General features: G+C 72.1%; 19 protein-coding genes and 2 riboswitches. Of the genes, 3 read left to right on the forward strand and 16 right to left on the reverse strand.

The window, feature by feature from the left end; translation table 11 throughout:
- Positions 1-114: 114 nt before the first annotated feature.
- From ACVWWH_RS18845 to ACVWWH_RS18905, 13 genes are all read right to left on the reverse strand, one after another.
- Entirely contained in the window at positions 115-1,527 is a 1,413-nt protein-coding gene (locus ACVWWH_RS18845; protein WP_066496173.1) for an L-serine ammonia-lyase, read from the reverse strand.
- Positions 1,528-1,596: 69 nt separating this feature from the next.
- The gene (gene glyA / locus ACVWWH_RS18850; protein WP_457317619.1) at positions 1,597-2,931 is read right to left on the reverse strand and encodes a serine hydroxymethyltransferase; all 1,335 of its coding nucleotides are present in this window, start codon (positions 2,929-2,931) and stop codon (positions 1,597-1,599) included.
- Positions 2,928-3,308 (reverse strand): glycine cleavage system protein GcvH, encoded by a 381-nt coding sequence (gene gcvH, locus ACVWWH_RS18855; protein ID WP_066496166.1) that lies wholly within the window; start codon positions 3,306-3,308, stop codon positions 2,928-2,930. Before gcvH ends, glyA begins: the two co-directional genes overlap by 4 nt.
- Before the next feature lie 58 nt (positions 3,309-3,366).
- Positions 3,367-4,533 (reverse strand): glycine cleavage system aminomethyltransferase GcvT, encoded by a 1,167-nt coding sequence (gcvT, locus tag ACVWWH_RS18860; RefSeq protein ID WP_457317620.1) that lies wholly within the window; start codon positions 4,531-4,533, stop codon positions 3,367-3,369.
- A 33-nt stretch (positions 4,534-4,566) separates the two neighbouring features.
- Positions 4,567-7,458, reverse strand: coding sequence for an aminomethyl-transferring glycine dehydrogenase (gene gcvP / locus ACVWWH_RS18865; protein WP_457317621.1), 2,892 nt, complete (start codon positions 7,456-7,458; stop codon positions 4,567-4,569).
- Between the two features lie 41 nt (positions 7,459-7,499).
- A riboswitch (glycine riboswitch) is annotated at positions 7,500-7,597 on the reverse strand.
- Position 7,598: 1 nt separating this feature from the next.
- Positions 7,599-7,697: riboswitch (glycine riboswitch) on the reverse strand.
- Positions 7,698-7,957: 260 nt separating this feature from the next.
- A complete protein-coding gene (locus ACVWWH_RS18870; RefSeq protein WP_457317622.1) occupies positions 7,958-8,419 on the reverse strand; it encodes an SRPBCC family protein in 462 nt (153 codons plus the stop codon).
- Positions 8,416-8,772 carry an ArsR/SmtB family transcription factor gene (locus ACVWWH_RS18875; RefSeq protein ID WP_457317623.1) on the reverse strand — a complete coding sequence of 119 codons (357 nt, stop codon included), beginning with the start codon at positions 8,770-8,772 and terminating at the stop codon, positions 8,416-8,418. The genes ACVWWH_RS18870 and ACVWWH_RS18875 overlap by 4 nt, the downstream gene beginning before the upstream one ends.
- Before the next feature lie 94 nt (positions 8,773-8,866).
- Entirely contained in the window at positions 8,867-9,055 is a 189-nt protein-coding gene (locus ACVWWH_RS18880) for a hypothetical protein (protein WP_066496145.1), read from the reverse strand.
- Between the two features lie 144 nt (positions 9,056-9,199).
- A complete protein-coding gene (locus ACVWWH_RS18885; protein ID WP_457317624.1) occupies positions 9,200-10,024 on the reverse strand; it encodes a hypothetical protein in 825 nt (274 codons plus the stop codon).
- Positions 10,011-10,622 carry a GNAT family N-acetyltransferase gene (locus ACVWWH_RS18890; protein WP_457317625.1) on the reverse strand — a complete coding sequence of 204 codons (612 nt, stop codon included), beginning with the start codon at positions 10,620-10,622 and terminating at the stop codon, positions 10,011-10,013. The genes ACVWWH_RS18885 and ACVWWH_RS18890 overlap by 14 nt, the downstream gene beginning before the upstream one ends.
- A gap of 64 nt (positions 10,623-10,686) precedes the next feature.
- The gene (locus ACVWWH_RS18895) at positions 10,687-13,224 is read right to left on the reverse strand and encodes a Tex family protein (RefSeq protein WP_457317626.1); all 2,538 of its coding nucleotides are present in this window, start codon (positions 13,222-13,224) and stop codon (positions 10,687-10,689) included.
- Positions 13,221-14,084 carry a metal-dependent hydrolase gene (locus tag ACVWWH_RS18900; RefSeq protein ID WP_457317627.1) on the reverse strand — a complete coding sequence of 288 codons (864 nt, stop codon included), beginning with the start codon at positions 14,082-14,084 and terminating at the stop codon, positions 13,221-13,223. Before ACVWWH_RS18900 ends, ACVWWH_RS18895 begins: the two co-directional genes overlap by 4 nt.
- A 58-nt stretch (positions 14,085-14,142) precedes the next feature.
- Positions 14,143-14,394: a hypothetical protein gene (locus tag ACVWWH_RS18905; protein ID WP_457317628.1), complete on the reverse strand. Its 252-nt coding sequence runs from the start codon at positions 14,392-14,394 to the stop codon at positions 14,143-14,145.
- Between the two features lie 83 nt (positions 14,395-14,477).
- Between ACVWWH_RS18905 and ACVWWH_RS18910 the strand changes: the two genes are divergently transcribed.
- Entirely contained in the window at positions 14,478-15,104 is a 627-nt protein-coding gene (locus ACVWWH_RS18910) for an L-threonylcarbamoyladenylate synthase (RefSeq protein WP_457317629.1), read from the forward strand.
- Here the strand turns inward: ACVWWH_RS18910 and ACVWWH_RS18915 are convergent.
- The gene (locus tag ACVWWH_RS18915; RefSeq protein WP_066496132.1) at positions 15,101-15,565 is read right to left on the reverse strand and encodes a GatB/YqeY domain-containing protein; all 465 of its coding nucleotides are present in this window, start codon (positions 15,563-15,565) and stop codon (positions 15,101-15,103) included. The two genes, ACVWWH_RS18910 and ACVWWH_RS18915, sit on opposite strands and share 4 nt — an antisense overlap.
- Positions 15,566-15,673: 108 nt before the next feature.
- On the opposite strand from ACVWWH_RS18915, the gene ACVWWH_RS18920 reads away from it, so the two are divergent.
- Both ACVWWH_RS18920 and ACVWWH_RS18925 read left to right on the forward strand, forming a co-directional pair.
- Positions 15,674-16,141, forward strand: coding sequence for a hypothetical protein (locus ACVWWH_RS18920; RefSeq protein ID WP_457317630.1), 468 nt, complete (start codon positions 15,674-15,676; stop codon positions 16,139-16,141).
- Positions 16,142-16,181: 40 nt separating this feature from the next.
- Positions 16,182-18,359: a transglycosylase domain-containing protein gene (locus ACVWWH_RS18925; protein ID WP_457317631.1), complete on the forward strand. Its 2,178-nt coding sequence runs from the start codon at positions 16,182-16,184 to the stop codon at positions 18,357-18,359.
- Between the two features lie 82 nt (positions 18,360-18,441).
- Here ACVWWH_RS18925 and ACVWWH_RS18930 read toward each other — a convergent pair whose 3' ends face one another.
- Together ACVWWH_RS18930 and ACVWWH_RS18935 are read right to left on the reverse strand one after the other, a co-directional pair.
- Complete coding sequence (locus ACVWWH_RS18930; RefSeq protein ID WP_457317632.1) at positions 18,442-19,197, reverse strand: dienelactone hydrolase family protein; 756 nt, start codon at positions 19,195-19,197, stop codon at positions 18,442-18,444.
- 34 nt (positions 19,198-19,231) lie between these two features.
- Complete coding sequence (locus tag ACVWWH_RS18935; protein ID WP_457317633.1) at positions 19,232-20,962, reverse strand: DHA2 family efflux MFS transporter permease subunit; 1,731 nt, start codon at positions 20,960-20,962, stop codon at positions 19,232-19,234.
- Positions 20,963-21,031: the final 69 nt, after the last annotated feature.

A 21,031-nucleotide genomic window follows, 5' to 3' on the forward strand; every position in this document is an offset into this window, starting at 1 on the left:
GCCCGGTCCGATACCGGGCCCAGGCCCTCGCAGCCTAGACTTTCACTTCACCAGTCCAACCCTCGGGGACCAGTTCAGTCACGAGCGGCGCTCCTGCGGCGTGTGCGGCCGCGGTCAGCACTCCACGACGTTGACGGCGAGGCCGCCCATCGCGGTCTCCTTGTACTTGTGGCTCATGTCCCTGCCGGTCTCGCGCATGGTCACGATCACCTCGTCGAGGGAGACGCGGTGCGTGCCGTCGCCCCAGAGCGCCATCTTGGCGGCGTTGATGGCCTTCGCCGCCGCGATCGCATTCCGTTCGATGCACGGCACCTGCACGAGGCCGCCGATCGGATCACACGTGAGGCCGAGGTTGTGCTCCATGGCGATCTCGGCCGCGTTCTCGACCTGGGCCGGCGTGCCGCCCATGACCTCGGCCAGGCCAGCGGCGGCCATCGACGACGCCGACCCCACCTCGCCCTGGCAGCCCACCTCCGCGCCGGAGATCGAGGCCTGCTCCTTGTACAGGACGCCGACGGCGCCGGCGGCGAGCAGGAACTTCACCACGACCTCGTCCTTGTCCTCCTGCGTGGCCTTGTCCATGCCCGGGGCATAGTTGAGGGCGTAGTACAGGACCGCGGGGATGATGCCGGCGGCGCCGTTCGTGGGGGCCGTCACCACGCGGCCGCCGGAGGCGTTCTCCTCGTTGACGGCCAGGGCGATGAGGTTCACCCACTCCTGCCAGTACTTGGCGTCGCGGTCCTTGTCCTCCTTCAGGAGCCGCTCGTGCCAGTCCGGCGCGCGGCGGCGCACCTTGAGGCCGCCTGGCAGCAGGCCCTCGCGCTTGAGGCTGGACTCGACGCAGGCCTCCATGACCGCCCAGATGTGCAGCAGGCCTTCACGGATCTCTTCCTCGGAGCGGGAGGCCTTCTCGTTCACGAGCATGATGTCGCTGATCGACAGCCCCTTGGAGGAGCACCGGCCGAGCAGCTCGGCCGCCGTCCGGAAGGGGAACGGGAGCTCCTTCTTGGACTCCTCGAGCTCCTTGCGGGCGGTGTCCTCCTCGCCCTCGCGGACAATGAAGCCGCCGCCCACGGAGAAGAACGTCGCCTCGTGCAGCGGGGCCGCTGAACCATCGGGGCCCGGGGCCCCGAAGACCTGGAACTTCATCCCGTTGGTGTGCCGAGGCAGCACCGTGAGCGGGTGGAGGACCATCTCCTCGACCGAGTACTCGAGGACCTTGCCGCCGGCGAGATTCAGCTTGCCGGTCTCGGAGATCGAGGCGAGGCGCTCCTCGACCTGCTCGGGCAGGATCTCCTCGGGCTCGAAGCCCTCCAGGCCCAGGAGCACGGCGGTGAAGGTCCCGTGCCCGTGGCCGGTCGCCGCGAGGGAGCCGTACAGGTCAACCCGGAGGGAGGCGACTTGTTCGAGGAAGCCCTGCTCGCGCAGCTCTCGCGCGAACACCGCGCCGGCGCGCATGGGTCCCACCGTGTGGGAGCTGGACGGGCCGATGCCCACGGAGAACAGTTCGAAAACGCCGACTGCCATCGTCGGTGTCTCCTTCCTCGGAAAAAGGGTGACCGTGCGGGCCCGGGCGTGCCGGGCCCGCACGCGGGGTCATGCCAGGTCGGCGACCCCCGGGTAGAGCGGGTGTGCCGCCGCGAGGGCGTCCACCCGTGCCTTCAGGCCGGAGAGGTCCTCGTCCGGGCCCGCGATGAGGGCCTCGGCGATGATGTCCGCGACCTCGCGGAAGGCTGCCTCGCCGAAGCCGCGGGTCGCGAGCGCCGGGGTCCCGATGCGCAGGCCGGAGGTCACCATCGGCGGGCGCGGGTCGAACGGGACGGCGTTGCGGTTGACCGTGATGTCGATGGCCGCGAGGCGGTCCTCGGCCTGCTGGCCGTCCAGGGCGGCGTGGCGCAGGTCCACGAGGACCAGGTGCACGTCCGTGCCGCCCGAGACGACGCCGATGCCGGCGGCCCTGACGTCGTCGGCGGTGAGACGCTCGGCGAGGATCCTGGCGCCGGCGAGCACGCGCTCCATCCGCTCCTTGAACTCCTCCGAGGCGGCGATCTTGAACGCGACGGCCTTGCCGGCGATCACGTGTTCGAGGGGGCCGCCCTGCTGGCCCGGGAACACGGCCGAGTTGACCTTCTTGGCGATCGCGGGATCGTTGGTGAGGATGATCCCGCCGCGGGGCCCGGCCAGGGTCTTGTGGGTCGTGGAGGTCACCACGTGGGCGTGCGGCACGGGCGAGGGGTGCAGGCCCGCGGCCACGAGGCCGGCGAAGTGCGCCATGTCCACCATGAGGTAGGCGCCGACAGAGTCGGCGATGCGGCGGAACTCGGCGAAGTCCAGCTGGCGCGCGTAGGCGGACCAGCCGGCGACGATGAGCTGGGGCCGGTGCTCCTCGGCCAGGCGGGCGACCTCGGCCATGTCGATCCGGTGGTCGTCCTCGCGGACCTGGTACGGGATGACGTTGTAGAGCTTGCCGGAGAAGTTGATCTTCATCCCGTGCGTGAGGTGGCCGCCGTGGGCCAGGTTCAGGCCCATGATCGTGTCGCCGGGCTTGATGAGCGCGTGCATCACCGACGCGTTCGCCTGGGCGCCCGAGTGCGGCTGGACGTTGGCGAACTCGGCGCCGAAGAGCGCCTTGGCCCGGTCGATCGCGAGCTGCTCGATGACGTCCACGTGCTCGCAGCCGCCGTAGTAGCGCTTGCCCGGGTGCCCCTCGGCGTACTTGTTCGTCAGCACGGAGCCCTGGGCCTGCATGACCGCGACCGCGGTGTGGTTCTCGGAGGCGATCATCTCCAGGCCGCCCCGCTGGCGGGCCGCCTCGGCGTCGATGCGCTGGGCGATCTCAGGGTCGAGGGCGGCGAGGTCGGCGTCGAGCGAGGCGGAGCGCACCTGCTCGAACGCGGCGGTCCCGGCGCTCTGCACGGGTGCGGCGCTCACAGCTCGCCGCCGTTCTTGCCCGCGTACTCCTCGGCGCTCATGAGCGGGCCCTCCTCGGAGACCTCGACAGTGAAGAGCCAGCCGGCGCCGTACGGGTCCTCGTTGACCAGCGCGGGGTTGTCGATCGCCTCCTGGTTGACCTCGACGACGGTGCCCGAGACGGGCGAGTAGAGGTCGGAGACGCTCTTGGTGGACTCGATCTCGCCGCAGGTCTGCCCCGCGCTGACCGTGCTGCCGGCCTCGGGCAGGTCGAGGTAGACGACGTCGCCGAGGGCGTCTGCGGCGACCTGGGAGACGCCGATCTTCGCCGGGGCGGCGTCGGTGTCGAGCCATTCGTGCTCTTCGGAGTACCGGAGACCGGTCTGGACCTTGCTCATGGGCGGTGTTCCTGTTCTTCTCTGAAGGGAAATCGGTGGGGCGCGGGCGGCGCCGGGCCTACTTCTGGCGCTTGTAGAACGGCAGCGCGACAACCTCGAACGGCTCGGCCTTGCCGCGCAGGTCGGCGTCGAGGGCGGTGCCGACTTCCGCGTGCTCGATGTCCACGTAGGCCAGCGCGACGGGGTAGCCCAGGGTGGGGCTGGGCTGGCCGGAGGTCACCTCGCCGACCACCACGCCGTCCTTGAGGATCGGGTAGTGGGCGCGGGCGGCGCGGCGGCCCAGGCCCTTGAGGCCCACGAGGCGGCGGCCGCTCGTGGTGCCCTCGCCGGCGGCCTTCTTCGCCTCGAGCGCTGCCCGGCCCACGAAGTCGCCCTCCTTGGACGTGAGGGCGACGACGCCGCCCAGGCCCGCCGAGAACGGGGAGCCCTCGCGGGAGAGCTCGTTGCCGTAGAGCGGCATGCCGGCCTCGAGGCGGAGCGAGTCGCGGGCGGCGAGGCCGCACGGGATGAGGCCATGGGCCTGGCCCGCCTCGCGCAGTGCCGCCCAGAGCTGGGCGGCGAGCTCGTTGCCGACGAACAGCTCGAAGCCGTCCTCGCCCGTGTAGCCGGTGCGGGCCTGGAAGACGGGCACGCCCGCGATGGTCGCCTCGATGCCGGCGTAGTACTTGAGCTGGCGGATGTCCTCGTGGTCCTCGGAGCCGGCCACGGAGAGCAGGATCGCCTCGGCGTTCGGGCCCTGGACGGCGATGAGGGAGGTCTCGGCCGAGGCGTCGCGGAGGGCGACGGCGCCGGCCGCCGCACCGGCGCCGGCCGCGGTGAACGCCTCGAGACGGGAGGCGAGCTCCGCCGCGACGGTGGCCGCGTTGCCCGCGTTGGGGACGACGAGGAAGTCCTCCTCCGCCACGCGGTAGACGATGAGGTCGTCGATGATGCCGCCGTCCTCGGCGCAGATGAGCGAGTACTTGGCCTTGCCCACCGCGATCGCGGAGAGCTTGCCCACGAGGGCGTAGTCGAGGAACGCGGCGGCGCCGCGGCCGGTGGCCCAGACCTCGCCCATGTGGGAGAGGTCGAACAGGCCCGCGGCGTCGCGGACGGCGCGGTGCTCGGCGAGCTCCGAGCCGTACTTGAGCGGCATCTGCCAGCCGCCGAAGTCGGTGAACGCGGCGCCGAGCGCCGCGTGCTCGGCGTAGAGAGCGGTGCGCTTCTCAGTGGTGGTCTCAGTCATGGCAGTCTCCTAGCGGTTCTCCGGCGTGCTCTCTCAGTCCTCGAACGCGTCGAGGGGAGGGCACGCGCACACGAGGTTGCGGTCGCCCGCTGCCCCGTCGATCCGGCCGACGGGGGCGAAGTACTTGTCCTGCGTGCGGACCTTGCCGGGGAACGCCGCCTGCTCGCGGGTATAGGGGCGGTCCCACTCGGTCGAGACCACGGCGGCGGCCGTGTGCGGGGCGCGGCGCAGCGGCGACTCGGCCACGGCGAATTCGCCCGCGCCCACCTGGTCGATCTCGGCGCGGATGGCGATCATCGCATCGATGAAGCGGTCGATCTCGCCGAGGTCCTCGGACTCGGTCGGCTCGACCATGAGCGTGCCGGCCACCGGGAACGCGAGCGTCGGGGCGTGGAAGCCGTAGTCGATGAGGCGCTTGGCCACGTCCTCCGCCGTCACGCCGGTCTTGGCGGTGAGCTCGCGGAGGTCGAGGATGCACTCGTGGGCCACGAGGCCGCCCTCGCCCGTGTAGAGGACGGGGAACGAGGAGTCGAGGCGCTTGGCGATGTAGTTCGCCGCGAGCAGCGCGGACTTCGTGGCCTCGGTGAGGCCCTCGCCGCCCATGAGCTTCACGTAGGCCCAGGAGATGGGCAGGACGCCGGCCGAGCCGAAGCGCGAGGCCGAGACGGGCACTCCGTGCTCGCCGGGGCCGCCCTGCCACGCCGCGGCGTCGCCGGGCATGAACGGGGCGAGGTGGGCGCGGGCCGCGACCGGGCCGACGCCGGGGCCGCCGCCGCCGTGCGGGATGCAGAACGTCTTGTGCAGGTTCAGGTGCGAGACGTCCCCGCCGAACTTCCCGGGCTGGGCCAGGCCGACCAGCGCGTTCATGTTGGCCCCGTCGATGTAGACCTGGCCGCCGGCGGCGTGGACCAGCTCGCACACCTCGCGCACGTCGGCGTCGTAGACCCCGTGCGTGGAGGGGTAGGTGATCATGATCGCCGCGAGGCTCTCCCGGTTGGCCTCGATCTTGGCCTCGAGGTCCGCGTGGTCGATGGTCCCGTCCGCGGCGGTGGCCACGACGACGACCTTCATGCCGGCCAGGACGGCGGAGGCCGCGTTGGTGCCGTGGGCCGAGGCCGGGATGAGGCAGACGTCGCGCTGCGCCTCGCCGCGGGAGTGGTGGTAGCCGCGGATGGCGAGCAGGCCGGCGAGCTCGCCCTGAGAGCCCGCGTTGGGCTGGATCGAGACCTGGTCGTAGCCGGTGATCGCGGCGAGGTCGGCCTCGAGGCCGGCGATGAGCTCGCGCCAGCCCGCGGTCTGGGAGTCCGGCGCGAAGGGGTGGATGCCCGCGAACTCGGGCCAGGTGATGGCCTCCATCTCGACCGTGGCGTTGAGCTTCATGGTGCACGAGCCGAGGGGGATCATGGTGCGGTCGAGCGCGAGGTCGCGGTCGGAGAGCCTGCGCAGGTAGCGCAGCATCTGGGTCTCGGAGCGGTAGGCGTGGAACACCGGGTGCGTGAGGTAGGAGCTCGTGCGCACGGCCGGGGTCTCGATCGCGAAGGCCGCCGCCTCGCTGCTGGCGTGCGCGTCGAGGCCGTCTCCGGCAGCGCCGGCGCCGAAGACGCCCGCGACGGTGGCGACGTGGTCCGCCGTCGTGGTCTCGTCGCACGAGATGCCCACGGTGTCGGCGTCGACGAGGCGCAGGTTCACGCCGGCCTTCTCGGCCTTGTCCACGATCGCGGCGGCGCGGCCGGGCACACGGGCGGTCACGGTGTCGAAGAAGCTGCGGTGGGCCACCTCCACGCCGGCACTTTCGAGGGCGGCGGCGAGGGAGCGGGCGTGGGCGTGGGTGCGCTCGGCGATGGCCTTGAGGCCCTCGGGGCCATGATAGACGGCGTACATCGAGGCGACGATGGCGAGGAGGGCCTGCGCGGTGCAGATGTTCGAGGTGGCCTTCTCGCGGCGGATGTGCTGCTCGCGGGTCTGGAGCGCGAGGCGGTAGGCGGGGACACCGGCGTCGTCCTTCGACACGCCGACGAGGCGGCCGGGAAGCTGCCGCTCGAGGCCCTTGTGGACGGACATGAAGGCGGCGTGGGGGCCGCCGTAGAAGAGCGGGACGCCGAAGCGCTGGGCGCTGCCGACCGCGATGTCGGCCCCCTGCTCCCCCGGGGACTTGATGAGCGTGAGGGCGAGCAGGTCGGCGGCGACCGTGACCATGGCGCCGCGCTCCTTGGCCTCGGCGATGAGCCCCGTCGCGTCGGCCACCAGGCCGGACGCGCCCGGCTGCTGGAGGACGATGCCGTTGATCGGCCCCTCGGGCAGGCCCGCGGACAGGTCCGCGACCTCGACCTCGAAGCCGAGCGCCTCGGCGCGGCCCTTGACGATCGCGATCGACTGCGGGAAGAGGTCCGCGTCGAGGACGGTCTTGCCGCCGGCGGCCGCCTTGTTCTTGTTGGCGCGGCGCATGAGCAGCACGGCCTCGACCACGGCGGTGGCCTCGTCGAGGAGGGAGGCGTTGGCGATCTCGAGCCCGGTCAGGTCCTCGACCGCGGTCTGGAAGTTCAGGAGGGCCTCGAGCCGGCCCTGGGAGATCTCGGGCTGGTAGGGGGTGTAGGCCGTGTACCAGGCGGGGTCCTCGACGATGTTGCGGCGGATCACCGGCGGCGTCACGGTGTCGTAGTAGCCCTGGCCGATCATCTGGACGCGGGGGGTGTTCTTGCCGGCGAGCTCCCGCAGGGCGGCGAGCGCCTCGGGCTCGCTGAGGGCACGGCCGAGCTGGAGCGGCGCGTCCTGCTTGATGCTGTCCGGGACCGCCGCGGCCGCGAGGGCGTCGACGCTGTCGAGGCCCACGGCGTTGAGCATGTGCTTGATGTCTGCTTCGCGGCGGGCACCGATGTGCCGGTCGACGAAGGCTGCGGGGAAAAGGTCCGTCACGGGGAACTCCATCAATCAGGCCGGCCCGGCCGGGCTGGCTTTTGACTCCAGTTCCTCCCCGCTCTGTATGGGACCTGAGAGATTCCGCCGGATCGTATCCGGCTTGCACCGTCGGTGAACGCCCTGTGACGGGCGCTGCTTTCCAGAGTTGCCTTGCCGCAGCGGTACAGGTGCCTGAGAGATTCCTGGGGAGGTGTTGCTCCTACGGCGCCTGCTTGCTCTTGCTCGCAGGACTCTCCCGCCGCAGATCAGAGGCTGTGTTCAGTTGTCGCCGCCCCACCGCGTGCGGACACGCGCAACTGGGGACTGCACACACCATTCTGCTATGCGGGAGGTCACAGGGGCAAATGCCTCGGGCCACATGGACGCCCCCGCTTCATCTGGGCGTCACCTCCTGGGAGCGGCCCCCAGGAGGTGGCTCCCGGGACGTGACCCCCAGGAGGTGACTCCCAGGACGTGACTTCCAGAAGGTGACCCACAGGAGGTGACTTCCAGACGGGGCGCGGGGGGGTCAGGCCCGGACGCGCCCGACGTACGCGGCCAGCTGGTCGAAGAGCATCCGCGTGCCCTGCTCGCGCAGGGCCGGGTCCTCGTGCCCATCGAGGTAGACGCCGTGCTCGGTGAGCGTCAGCAGGGTCCCCGCCCCCTCGGGCTCGAGCTCGAAGGTGGCGAGGGACACGGAGAGCTTCACCCCGCGGTGGTGCATCTCGTAGGTGTAGACGATGCGCTCGTTCGGCACGATGTCGTAGTAGTGCGCATAGAACTCGCTGCGGTCGCCGTCGGGCCCCTGGCCGATGTTCACCTCGCTGCCGCCGGGGCGGAAGTCGAGCGAGGCCTCGACCTGGGTCCAGTCGGCCGGGCCGGTGAACCACTGCTTCTTCTCCTCGAAGTCGGACAGGGCGGCGAACACCCGCTCGGGCGGCGCGGGCAGGGTGCGGGTGATGGTGAACGTGGACTGGAGCTGCTGGCTCATGGCTGTTCCTTCGGTTCGGAGGCCTGGGAGAGGAAGGCCTCGAGACGGTCGACGGCGCGATCCTGCGGCAGGCGCCGTGAGTGCAGCCAGGACTCGGCGGCACGGAGGCCGTCCGGGGCGAGGGTGCAGGTGCGCACGCGGCCGGACTTCGACGTCGTGATCAGCCGCGCTGCCTCGAGGACCGCGAGGTGCTGGACGACGGCGGGGAGGCTCACCCCGAGCGGGGCGGCGAGGGCGCTCACTGACGCGGGCCCTTCGCAGAGGCGGGTGACGATCGCCCTGCGGCGCGGATCGGAGAGGGCGTGGAACGCGGCGTCGAGCCGGTCCGCCTCCCCCTCCGAATACTTAATCATGTACTTAAGTATCGGCGGACGCGCTGCGCCGTCAACCCCTGGGGACGCGAAAGGCCCCGATCCGACGGATCGGGGCCTTTCTGAAGCCGCTGTCTCAGCCGGCCAGGCGCGAATGGTCGCGGTGCAGCCGCTCCTGCGCCGCCTCAGTGGTATGCCTGATGCCCCGGAATGCGCCGAGCATCAGGGTCGCCCCGAAGAGCGCCACGACAGCCAGGGTGAACAGCAGCGCTCCCAGCGCCACGGTGCCGAAGAACACGGCAGTCTGAAGGTTGAACTCGAACATCGCTCCACTCGATCCGCGCCCCTCCCATAGGGGCCCACCACCTATTGTGAGGGCCCGCGATCCCCGGAATGGCGCGGATCAGGGCAGGGCCAGTGTGAATTCGGCCACACCCCTGCTGTCGGCGCCGGCCGGGCGCCCGGGGCCCTAGGGGCAGGAGCCTCCGTCGCCGCCCGTGGACACCGAGGCGCCGACTCCGAGGATGCCGATCTGGACCGTGGGCAGGCTCGTCGTCGGGTCGGGGCTGCACGTCGTCGGGGCCGGCGCCGGCCGCGTCGGGGAGCCGCCCGACGTCGGCGACGGGGCCGGCGCGGTCGGGGCCGGACGGGCGGGAGCGGAGGGGGCCGCCGCCGGCTGGGTGGAGGCGGACGACGGCGCGGGCGCGGGTGGGGCGGGGACGGGAGCCTGCCGCGCGGGAGCCTCGAACGGCGCCGGAGCCGGGGCGGCCGGCTGGGGCGGCCCTTCGGGCCGGGCCGCCTCGCTCGCCGCGGCGCTGGCGGTGGCCGGGGAGGAGGCCGAGGGCGCGGGCGGCGCGGAGGACGCCCGGACGGCCGGCACAGCGCTGGACGGCGGCGCGGGCACGCTGTCCTGGCGCGGACCGTGCGCTGCGGCCTGGGGCGGTGGCCACGCCCCCGTGATGACGTGCAGCGAGAGCGCGGCGAGGGAGAGGAGCGAGGCAGCTCCCGCGCCCCAGACGGCGGCGGCCGGGACGACCGCCGACCCCGCGGAGCGCGGCGCCCGGGACTTCCAGAACAGGGCCGTGCCGAGCACCAGGGCCGCGGCGGCGAGGACGAGCGCGGGCACCGTGGCCACGCCGAGGCCGACGAGGGCCACGCCCAGGGCCAGCACGATCGCGCGCATCGGCCGAGCCCTCCCCTGCCCTGCCCGGCGTCGGGGAGCTGGTCCCCGCCTGCGCGCGGCGCGGGCAGCGACCGGCAGTTCGTCGGTCAGCACCTCGTCACGCTCCGCCATGGGCAGCCTCCCATTCCTCGCGCAGGATCCCGTACACGACCGCGTCGTACAGCTCTCCGCGGACCTGGCGCGCGTTCCGGTATCTGGCCTCGAGGGTGAACCCGAGCTTCTCCCCCACCCGGCACATGCCGGCGTTGCCGCTCCAGGTCGCGAAGTCGAGCCGGCCGCTGTCAGTGGAGGCGAAGAGGTAGCCGGTCCACAGCCGGAGGGCCTCGGTGCCGTAGCCGCCGGACCAGTGCGCCGGGTCGTAGACGGCCAGCCCGAGCCTGCGCCAGGGCAGCAGGGCCGTGCCGTCCTCAGACTCGGGGCCGGGCTTCTCCTCCCAGTACCAGGACACCTGCCCCACGAACTCTCCGGAGGCGGCGTCCACGATGGGGAGGTGGTCGCGCACGGCCGGCCACACGCCGTCGTGCGCCCGGGCCAGCAGCGCGTCGCACCAGCCGTTGGCGCCCTCCGCCGTCCACCGCCCATAGAAGGGCCCGTCGTAGAGCTGCCACTCGTGCACTCCGGTGGCGGGCGGAACGATCCAGCGCCGCAGGCCCTCGACATCGTCCGGCGTCCAGTCCCGCAGGGCCACGCGGGAGCCATTCAAGGTCACGGGAAAATTCATCCGGACTACCCTACAGGCCGAGGCTGGGCGCCTTCCTCCCGCCGGGCCGGCATCAACGGGCGAGCCCGGCCCTCCTCAGGGCATCGGCCAGGGCCGTGTCGGCGGCCGGCTGGGCCTTCCCGCCCCGCTGGCCGCAGCCGCCGTTCTGGCTTGAGCCGCGCTGGCCGCCGTTCTGGTTCCCCCCGCGCTGGGCGCCGCCGTTCTGGCTGCCGCCACCGCTCTGGTTCCCGCCCCGCTGGCCACCGCCGCCGGGCGCACGACGCCGGTCCTCGCCGCCGCGCGCGGGCTTCCGCTCGCCCCGCTCGCCGCCCGGCTCGTCGTCCAGCCGCAGCGTCAGCGAGATGCGCTTGCGGGGAACGTCGACGTCGAGGACCTTGACCTTGACCACCTGCCCGGACTGGACCACCTCACGGGGATCCGAGATGAACTTGGTGCTCATCGCGGAGACGTGGACGAGGCCGTCCTGGTGAACTCCGAGATCCACGAACGCGCCGAAGGCGGCAACGTTGGAGACCGTGCCCTCGAGGATCATGCCGGGCCGGACGTCGTTGATCGTCTCGACGCCCTCCGTGAGCGAGGCGGTGACGAACTCGGGGCGCGGGTCGCGGCCGGGGCGGACCAGCTCGGTCATGACGTCGCGCACCGTGGGCAGGCCGAACCGCTCGTCCGCGAACTGCGAGGGGTCCAGGGTCGCCACCCGCTCCTTCGATCCCCCGGCCGCCCTGAGGATGCGCCCGGCCAGCCCGTAGGCCTCGGGGTGGACGGCCGAGGCGTCCAGCGGCTCGGAGCCGCCGGTGATGCGCAGGAAGCCCGCGCACTGCTCGAACGCCTTCGCGCCCAGGCGCGGGACCTTCTTCAGTTCCGCCCGGGAGGCGAAGACGCCGTGGGCGTCGCGGTACTCGACGATGTTGCGGCTCAGGGTCGGGCCCAGGCCGGCCACCCGTGCCAGCAGCGCGGGCGAGGCCGTGTTGACGTCCACCCCGACGGCGTTGACGCAGTCCTCCACCACCGCGTCGAGGGTGCGCTCGAGCTTGGACTGGGTGACATCGTGCTGGTACTGGCCCACGCCGATCGACTTCGGATCGATCTTCACGAGCTCCGCGAGCGGATCCTGGAGCCGGCGGGCGATCGAGACCGCACCGCGCAGGGAGACGTCGAGGTCGGGCAGCTCGGCGGAGGCCAGCGCGGACGCCGAGTAGACCGAGGCCCCGGCCTCCGAGACGATCACCTTGGAACCACGGGGAAGGCCGATCCGGGCCAGGAGGTCGCCCGCGAGCCGGTCCGTCTCGCGGCTCGCCGTCCCGTTGCCCACCGCCACGAGTTCGACGGTGTGCCGCCGCGCGAGCTTCTCGAGGACGGCCAGCGACTCGTCCCACTTCTTCGCCGGGGCGTGCGGATAGACAGTGGCGGTGTCCAGGACCTTGCCCGTGCCGTCGACCACCGCGACCTTCACCCCGGTGCGCAGGCCGGGGTCGAGGCCCAGCACCGCCCGGTTGCCCGCCGGCGCGGCGAGGAGCACGTCGCGGAGGTTGGCGGCGAACACCTTCACCGATTCTTCCTCGGCGGCATCGAACAGGCGCGCCCTGAGGTCGGACTCGAGCTTGGCCAGGAGCCGGCCCTGCCAAGCGACCTTGACCGTCTGCGCGAGCCATTTCCCGGCCGGGGTGCCGGCACCGGCCCGAACGCCGAGCGCCCGCGCCACGGCAGCCTCGTAGGCTGCCCGTGCCTCGGACCGGGCGGCCTCGTCGCGCGGGTCGGCCTCGGCGATCTCGAGCGCCAGGGCCCCCTCGCGCTCGCCGCGCAGCAGGGCGAGGACCCGGTGGCCGGGCAGCGCGTCGACGGGGTGGACGTAGTCCTCGAAGTCCGCGTACTTGCCCTCGGCTGAGGCTGCGGCACCGCCGGCTTTTGCAGCAGAGCGCAGCCGACCGCCGCGGAAGAGCCGCTCGCGGAGGTCGGCCACGAGTGCGGCGTTCTGGCCGGCACGCTCGGTGAGGATCGCGCGGGCGCCGGAGAGCGCCTCGGCGACGCCGGTGATGCCCTTCTCCTCGTTCAGGAAGGACTCGGCGAGGGCATCGAGATCTTGGGAAGGGTCGGCGAGGATCGAGTCCGCGAGGGGCTCGAGGCCTGCCTCCCTGGCCATCTGGGCGCGGGTGCGCCGCTTCGTCTTGTACGGGAGATAGAGGTCCTCGAGCTCCGACTTCGTCGTGGCGCCGAGCAGTGCGGACTGCAGCTCCTCCGTGAGGGCACCCTGCTCCGCGATCGCGGTGAGGACCGCACGGCGGCGGTCCTCGAGCTCGCGCAGGTAGCGCAGCCGCTCCTCGAGGTCGCGCAGCTGGGCGTCGTCGAGGGTGCCCGTGGCCTCCTTGCGGTACCGCGCGATGAACGGCACGGTCGCGCCGCCGTCGAGCAGACCGATCGCGGCCTTCACCTGCCAGGGCGCCACGCCGAGCTCGGCGGCGATCGTCCGGGCGATCGCCTCGGCCGTCTCCTCCTCCCCCGGGAGACTGGGCAGGGCAGGGGACGGCTGGGACAGGGAAGTCTCGGTGCTCACGGTTCTACTGTGCCCTATCCGTCCGACAGCCGTCGTCATCGGCCGCCCACCCCCCACGTGGCAATGGCCCACAGGACTCCCGGACGGCCGAGGTCCACGAGCGAGGTCCCGACCCCGACGATCGCGTAGACGCTCACGGGGACCAGCATGAGCCATTCCCTCCAGGATCCTGCGTCGCCGAGGACGGGGATGCTCAGATGGCCGCCGCGCCGCCAGATCCAGCGGATGACGGGGGTCTTGTGCATGAACTTCGGCCGGCGGAAGCGGAACGGCCAGATGAGATTGCAGCCCCCGGTCGTGAGGAGGTCACCGGCGATATGGACCGCGCTCCCGATGCCGACGGCCAGCGGGAACCAATCCTGCTCGTCCGGGGCGCACAGGGCCACGAAGACGGCCAGCGGCACGGCCAGGATCCAGGGCAGCTTCTGGACGCCGTCGGGCAGGATGCCGAGCACCTTGGCCGCGAAGGAGACCAGGAGCAGCGACACGAGTCCGGCACCCAGGTAGACGGTCCCCCACAGGGGCGTCTGGAGGGTCCAGTGCCCGGCGAACCACGCCAGCGTGACGAAGCCGGCGATGCCCACGAGCGAATGCGTGCCGTTGCGGTGGCCGCCGGCGATCGCCCCGATCCCCGCGCACACCGCGTTCGAGACGGGCGGGAGTGACTGGGCGATCGTTGCGCTGCGGTGGTCGGCGTCGGGCAGGAGGGCCGCTCCCGCCGTGACGAGCGCGCCGACGACGACGCCGACCGGGGAGGCCTCGAACAGCGGCCAGCCGAGGTCGAAGGCGACGTGGCCGAGGCCGAGCGGCGCGGTGGCCGCAGAGAGGTCGAAGTGGACACGGGTGGTCAGCGCGACCCAGGCTGCTGCGCCACAGGCCGCGTGGTGGGGCCCCATCATGCTGCGGGACCCTCCCGTCGGAGACGGGACGGTGGAACGGTCGTGCTCACAGGACGGCTCAGGCCTCGCAGGAGGCGCAGGCGCCGGCGTCGAGGTCCGCGTCGGCGAGCACCGCGCCGCAGTCACGGCACCACGCATGGGCGGCGAGGTCCGTGCAGTCCGCGCAGCGGTGCTCCTCGGACTCCGCGAGGGCGCTGCCGCACTCGGCGCAGTCGTCCTCGCGCCGCGGGGCCGTACGGGCAGGGTCGAGGGGGTGGGGACCGGTTCCGTGGAGGCCCGGGACCGGCGTCAGGACCGTTGCTGTGCTCATAATTCGAGGCTAGGCAGGGGGTCCGACATTTCTCGCACACGGCCTCGGAGAGTTGCGGATTGGGCAGGCGTAGGCTGGCGGGCATGGCGAGATTCTTCGACGTGCACCCCGTGGACCCGCAGCCTCGGGCCATCAGCCAGGTCGTGCAGATCCTGCGCGACGGCGGACTCATCGCGTACCCCACGGACTCCTGCTACGCGCTCGGGGCGATGATGGGCAACCGCGAGGCGCTGGAACGGATCCGGCAGATCCGGCACCTCGACGACAAGCACCACTTCACCCTCGTGTGTGCGGAGTTCGCCCAGCTCGGGCAGCTCGTCGAGATGCCCAATGACGTCTTCCGGGCCATCAAGGCCGTCACGCCCGGGCCCTACACCTTCATCCTCCCGGCCACGCGGGAGGTGCCCAAGCGCATGCTCCACCCCAAGAAGAAGTCCGTGGGGGTGCGGATCCCGGACAACGCCGTGGTGCGCGCCCTGCTCCGGGAGCTCGGCGAGCCGCTGCTGTCCTCGACTCTCCTCCTGCCCGGGGAGGAAGACCCGCTCACGGACGGCTGGGAGATCAAGGAGCGGCTCGACACTGTGGTCGACGCGGTAATCGACGCCGGCGAATGCGGCTCCGAACCGACCACGGTGGTGGACTTCACCTCGGGCGCCGCCGAGGTCGCCCGCTACGGGGCAGGGGACGCGAGCCGGTTCGAAGAGGCCTAGGCCAGCCTCGACCGCACGATCTCGCTGACGGCCTTGCCGTCGAACCGGCCTGCGACGGCGGCGGTGACGGGCTTCATGACCTGGCCCATCTGCCGCATGGACAGCTCGGCGCCGTGGGCCCTGAGCGCGGCGATGGCGTCGTCGACGATGCCCTCGACCTCTTCCCGGGTGAGCGGCTGCGGCAGGTACGCCTCGATGACCTCGGCCTCGGCGACCTCCGCCGCGGCGCGGGCGTCCTCGCCGGCCCCGGCGTAGATCTCGGCGGTCTCGCGCCGCTTGGAGGCCTCCTTCTGCAGCAGCGAGGTGACCTGCGCGTCGTCGAGCGTCACCGGAGTCTTGCCGGACTTCTCCCGCGTCTCGATCTCGCCGAGGACGTTGCGCACCGTGGTGAGCGCGGTCCGGTCGCCGGACTTCATATGGGTGACGAGGTCGGCCTGGAGCCGCTCCTTGAGCGTGGACATGGGGCACCTTCTCCTGGGGACGTCATGGAATGCGGCGCGGGTGCGCACCACCCGCCTGCCTCAAGGGTAGGTGCTCCTACACTGGAGGGAGGCGAGCAGGAGGCTCCCGTGGGACGCAGGCACTACAGGGTCCGGCACCGGCGGCGCATCGGCCAGAACCGGAGCGCCCTCGTTGCCCCACGGCCCACGCCCGCCCGGGACGAGCCGCAGCCGGTCCTCGAATGGGCGGCCCTGAGGAGGGTGCGTCCGCTCCCCCTCGCCGTCCTCGTGCTCCGGTGGCTCCTTGTCGCGGCCCTCTGCCTGGCCGTGCTCGACGTCGCCCGGGCCGGCGGCGTGCCGATCGTGCTCATCGTCCTCGTCTGGACCTGGAGCGCGGCCGTGCGGGGACGCCGCCGGGACGGCCGCCGCACCGGGGACCGGGCCCGCCCGGAGGTCCCGGCCGCCCGGCACCCATCGCACCCAGCACCCGCCCGGCCGCCATCGCCCGCCCGACCCCCAGCCCGGGAGGGTCCGCCCCGGGGCAGCCCCTACGACCTCGAGACGTACCTGCGGCGGCTCGGCGAGGACCACCGATGACTGCTCGTCCGGGCCTGCCCGACCCCCTAAGCTGCTGAGCATGGCCCGAGTCCTCAGAGCAGCCGCAGTCCTCGGGCGGCTTGTCGCCTTCGTCGTTGTGAGCGTGCTGTGCGGGACGCTCGCCGCGGGCCTCTTCATGCCCGTCGCCGCGGCGGCCTGGGGCGCCACCAACGGCACCGTCAAGTTCTTCGACAGCCTTCCCTCGGAACTCACCGTCACGCCCCCGGCACGCGTGACCAGCATCGTCGCTGCCGACGGCTCGCCGATCGCATCGCTCTTCAGCGAGAACCGCACGCCGGTGGGGCTGAACGCGATGTCGCCCGACGTCAAGAACGCGGTCGTGGCCATCGAGGACTACCGTTTCTACGAGCACGGCGGCGTGGACACGACCGGCATCCTCCGGGCCGTCATCGCGAACCTGCGCGGCGACCGGCAGGGCGCCTCGACCCTGACCCAGCAGTACGTGGCGAACGTCCTCAAGGAGAACCTGATCGCCCAGGGCCAGGACCCCACCGTGGTCCTCAACGGCCAGAAGGACCTCGGGGACAAGCTGCGGGAGATGAAGCTCGCGATCGCCCTGGAGACGAAGTACTCCAAGGACGAGATCCTGGCCGGCTACCTCAATCTCGTCTTCTTCAACCCGAACGCCTATGGCATCCAGGCCGCGAGCAGGTACTTCTTCTCCGTGGACGCCAAGGGCCTCACGCTCCCCCAGGCGGCGCTCCTCGCCGGAGTCGTCAACGGGCCCTCGGTCTACGATCCGACCGCCCATCCCGAGGCCTCGGTCCAGCGCCGCAATCTCGTGCTCGACGCCATGCTCAAGCACGGCTACGTGACGCAGAAGCAGCACGACGACGCCGCCAAGAGCCCGCTGAAGCTGAAGGTCAGCCCGCCCCATCAGGGCTGCGCCTATGCCGCCCAGGCCCAGTACTTCTGCGACTACGTCCTCCACCAGGTCCTCAACGACCCGGCCTACGGGAAGACCCCCGACGACCGCTACGCGGCGGTCATGCGCGGCGGCCTGACCATTTCCACGACGCTCGATCCCCGCCTCCAGGGGCCGGCGCAGGCCCAAGTCGACGCGACCGCCGGCGCCAACCCGGACAAGTGGGGCACGGCTCTCGTGACGGTCCAGCCCGGCACGGGCAAGATCCTCGCGATGGCCCAGAACACCCGGATGCTCCCCGGCCAGGGCCTCGGCTTCGTGACGAGCTACAACTTCAATGTGGACCGGACGGACGCGCACGGCAACGACATCGGCGGAGCGGGCGGCTTCCAGCCCGGTTCGTCAGCGAAGCCGCTGACGCTGACCGCGTGGCTGAACGAGGGCAAGACGACCGATGAGAAGGTCAACGCCGCCCAGCGCCGCTACCCCCTGAACCATCCGTGGCACGACACGTGCGCCAAGGTCACCGGAGCCTACGACGACACGACCGCGCGCCCGCCCTGGAACACCGCCCCGGACCTGCAGAACGACGAGCCCAACTGGTACCGCCCCATGACGGTGCGCGAGGGCATCTACCAGTCGATCAACACGGCCACCTTCGCCTCCGCTGCCGGGCTGAGCGACTTCTGCGACATCCAGCGCGCCACCGACGCGCTCGGCATGCATGACGGCGAGGGCGGCGGCAAGAAGCTGGACATGTCCACGCTCGGCAACCTCCTGGGCGGCATGAACGTGTCCCCGCTGACCATGGCCTCCGCCTACGCGACCTTCGCCGCCGACGGCACGTACTGCACGCCGCGGTCGATCACCTCGGTCAAGGACGCCCAGGGCACCAAGATCGGCGGCCAGTCGAAGGACTGTCGCGAGGGCGCCGTCAAGCCGGATGTGGCCAAGGCCGTCACGAACGTGCTCCAGGACGTGCTGACCAAGGGCTCCGGCTACAACATCAAGGACAACGCCGGCAAGACCATCACGCTCGGGGTGCCGGACGCGGCCAAGACCGGGACCAACCAGTACAACAGCGAGACCTGGCTCGTCGGCTACACCCGCGGGCTCTCGACCGCCTCGTACTTCGGCGAGGCGCTCCACAATCCGGAGGACCACCTCGGCCGCAACGTCTACGTCAACGGCCGGTTCTGGCCCGCCATCGACGGCGCCTACATCGCCGGCCCCCAGTGGGCGTACTACATGCAGAAGGCGGTCGGCCTGTACAACCACGGCGCCTTCGACGCGCCGCCGCCGAGCCTGATCAGCCCTGACAAGAAGAAGTAGCGCTGCCGGGACCGCCGTCCGGGGCAGGCGGACGACGGCGGCCGCCACCCGCGTCGTCCGCCCTCCTCGCGCCGGGGGCGCCTCAGGCGGTGAGGGTCGCCTCGAAGAGGTCTCGGAGCTCGCGGAAGTGGCGCTCGGTGGCCTCCTCGTTGTAGGCCGAGGTGTCCGCCATCGAGTAGCCGTGGGAGGCGCCGGGGTAGATGACGTTGGAGGCCTCGAGGCCGGCCGCGGCGAGCGCGTCGCCGAGGCGCTCCACGGCCTCCGGGCCCATGCTCCGGTCGTGGTCGGCGTGGCCGAAGACGAACCGGGCCCGGGCGCCGGGCAGCCCCAGGTGCGGGCTGTCGGCGTCGTCCGTGGCGAGGCCGCCGCCGTGGAAGCCGCCGCACGCTGCGACCTCGGGGTGGGCGTTCGCGGTCCGGACGGCGAGGCGCGCCCCCATGCAGTAGCCGGTCACGCCGACGGGACCCGCGGCCACCCCCTCGAGACCGCGGAGCGCCGCGACCCAGGCGTCGATGTCCGGCAGCGCCTTCTCGGCGGTCAGCCGGCCGACCCGCGGGAACGCCGCCTTGACGGCCTCCTCGCGCCCCTCGGCCGAGGTCATGTCGAGGCTCGGAGCGAGCTGGGCCACGCTGCCCTCGCGGTAGAACACGTTCGGGGCGAGCACCACGTAGCCCCAGTCCGCGATGCGCTGCGCCATCTCCTCGATGCGGGGCCGGATGCCGAAGGCATCCATGTAGAGGATGACGCCCGGGAAGGGGCCCTCGCCGGTGCTGGGCCGGGCGACGACGGCCTCGGCGGTGCCGTCAGGGGCTGAGATCTCGATGAGCTGGGTAGACATGGGCACAGGATAGCGGCGGCCGCTGGGCGCGGGCTCAGGCCCGCTGGGCCTCGCGGTCCGCGGCCCCGTGGGAGGCGCGCCGGCGCTCGCGCCCCGGGCCGAGGGAGAGGGTCGCGAGGAGCCCCACGGCGAGGAAGCTCGCGGCCGAGAAGGCCGCGTACCGGGTGCCCTCGGAGAACGCCGCCTTCGCGTCCGCGGCCACCGGCGCGGTGGCCGGCGAGCCGGCGAGCCCGGCGATGGGGGCGCCCGAGCTGTCCACGACCGCGGAGACGATGGAGTCCCGCTGCGCGGCCGGCACACCGCGGCCGTCTAGGGAGCCGCCCAAGAGGCCCGAGGCCGAGGAGAACAGGACCGTGCCGAGCACGGCGATGCCCAGCGCCGAGCCGATCTGGCGCGCGGTGCTCTGGGTGCCGGAGGCCTGCCCGCTCAGGGCGACGGGGACGTCCTTGAGGACCACTCCGGTCAGCTGCGCCGTCGCCAGGCCCACCCCGAAGCCGTAGACGAACAGGAACGGCACCAGCAGCCCCCACGGGGTGTCGGGCCCGATGACCGCTCCGAGCCCGGCCACACCCACGATCTCGGCCGCGAGGCCGACCCGGACGATCACCACCGGCGACGCGCGGTGGCTGAGCGCCCCAGCGAGGCCGCTCGCCGCGAACGAGCCCACGGCGAGGGCCAGCAGGATCAGGCCGGTGTCCAGGGCGCTGAAGCCGAGGACGTTCTGGAGCCAGATCGGCAGCGCGAGGATGATGCCGAACTCGCCGAGCGAGACGATGAGCGCGGCGAGGTTGCCGTTGCGGAACGAGGGGATGCGCAGCAGCTCGACCGAGAACATGCTGGCCATGCCGCGGCGCTCGCGGCGGGCCGCCCAGAGCGCGCAGGCGGCGATGCCGGCGAGCGCGAGGCCGAACACGAAGGGGATGGGCGAGACCGGTCCGGGCCATTCCCAGGATCCGATCCTGGGTCGGTGGTCCACGGTCCACCACCCGTAGGTCCGGCCCTCGATGAGGGCGAAGACGAGGGAGGCCGAGGCGACGACGGAGAGGGCGGCGCCGACCGGGTCGAGGGGCCGGCGGCCGCCGTCCTTGGACTCGGCGACCGCGGCGAGCGCACCCACGACGATGACCGCGGCGATCGGGATGTTGATCCCGAAGGCCCAGCGCCACGAGAACGAGGTGGTCAGCCACCCGCCGAGCAGTGGGCCGACCGCAGACATGCCGCCGATCGTGGAGCCCCAGACGGCGAAGGCGATCCCCCGCTCGGACCCCCTGAAGCCGGCGTTGATGAGCGAGAGGGTGGAGGGCAGGACCATCGCGCCGCCCACGCCCTGGACGAGCCGGGAGGCGATGAGGATGCCCCCGGTGGGGGCGAAGGCCGCGGCCACGGAGGACAGGGCGAAGAGGACGACCCCGAGCAGCAGCAGGCGCCGGCGCCCGATGCGGTCGCCGAGCGTGCCGAAGACGAGGAGGAGGGCCGCGAACACGAGCGTGTAGGACTCCTGGACCCACTGCACCCCGGTCGAGTCCACGGCGAGGTCCTTCACGATCGACGGGATCGCGACGTTGACGATCGTCGAGTCCACGATGATGAGCGAGACGGCGAGGCTGATGACCACGAGCCCGAGCCATCGCCGTCGTCCACCTGAGCCACCCGCCTCCGGGGCCGGGGCGGAGACGCCCGACGCTTCAGTCGCGGGGAGGGGACGGGACTGGGGTGCCATGGCTGGGCCTCCGGGGTGCGGGGCGGATTTCTTCTCGATGATCATATTTCTCGTATATCGAGACATCAAGGGGGCGCAGGCGTTCGGCATCGGGGGGTGGCGCGCGGCGGGCGG

It is taken from the genome of Sinomonas sp. RB5 (genome assembly GCF_054063535.1).

Excerpts from the sequence above, each read along its gene's own strand:
- ACVWWH_RS18915 (WP_066496132.1), bottom strand. The coding sequence starts at position 15,565 with ATGTCCACGCTCAAGGAGCGGCTCCAGGCCGACCTCGTCACCCATATG.
- gcvP (WP_457317621.1), bottom strand. The coding sequence starts at position 7,458 with ATGGAGTTCCCCGTGACGGACCTTTTCCCCGCAGCCTTCGTCGACCGG.
- ACVWWH_RS18910 (WP_457317629.1), top strand. The coding sequence starts at position 14,478 with ATGGCGAGATTCTTCGACGTGCACCCCGTGGACCCGCAGCCTCGGGCC.
- ACVWWH_RS18845 (WP_066496173.1), bottom strand. The coding sequence starts at position 1,527 with ATGGCAGTCGGCGTTTTCGAACTGTTCTCCGTGGGCATCGGCCCGTCC.
- gcvT (WP_457317620.1), bottom strand. The coding sequence starts at position 4,533 with ATGACTGAGACCACCACTGAGAAGCGCACCGCTCTCTACGCCGAGCAC.
- ACVWWH_RS18870 (WP_457317622.1), bottom strand. The coding sequence starts at position 8,419 with ATGAGCCAGCAGCTCCAGTCCACGTTCACCATCACCCGCACCCTGCCC.
- ACVWWH_RS18900 (WP_457317627.1), bottom strand. The coding sequence starts at position 14,084 with ATGATGGGGCCCCACCACGCGGCCTGTGGCGCAGCAGCCTGGGTCGCG.
- ACVWWH_RS18875 (WP_457317623.1), bottom strand. The coding sequence starts at position 8,772 with ATGATTAAGTATTCGGAGGGGGAGGCGGACCGGCTCGACGCCGCGTTC.
- ACVWWH_RS18930 (WP_457317632.1), bottom strand. The coding sequence starts at position 19,197 with ATGTCTACCCAGCTCATCGAGATCTCAGCCCCTGACGGCACCGCCGAG.
- ACVWWH_RS18885 (WP_457317624.1), bottom strand. The coding sequence starts at position 10,024 with ATGGCGGAGCGTGACGAGGTGCTGACCGACGAACTGCCGGTCGCTGCC.
- ACVWWH_RS18880 (WP_066496145.1), bottom strand. The coding sequence starts at position 9,055 with ATGTTCGAGTTCAACCTTCAGACTGCCGTGTTCTTCGGCACCGTGGCG.
- ACVWWH_RS18935 (WP_457317633.1), bottom strand. The coding sequence starts at position 20,962 with ATGATCATCGAGAAGAAATCCGCCCCGCACCCCGGAGGCCCAGCCATG.
- gcvH (WP_066496166.1), bottom strand. The coding sequence starts at position 3,308 with ATGAGCAAGGTCCAGACCGGTCTCCGGTACTCCGAAGAGCACGAATGG.
- ACVWWH_RS18905 (WP_457317628.1), bottom strand. The coding sequence starts at position 14,394 with ATGAGCACAGCAACGGTCCTGACGCCGGTCCCGGGCCTCCACGGAACC.
- ACVWWH_RS18925 (WP_457317631.1), top strand. The coding sequence starts at position 16,182 with ATGGCCCGAGTCCTCAGAGCAGCCGCAGTCCTCGGGCGGCTTGTCGCC.
- ACVWWH_RS18895 (WP_457317626.1), bottom strand. The coding sequence starts at position 13,224 with ATGACGACGGCTGTCGGACGGATAGGGCACAGTAGAACCGTGAGCACC.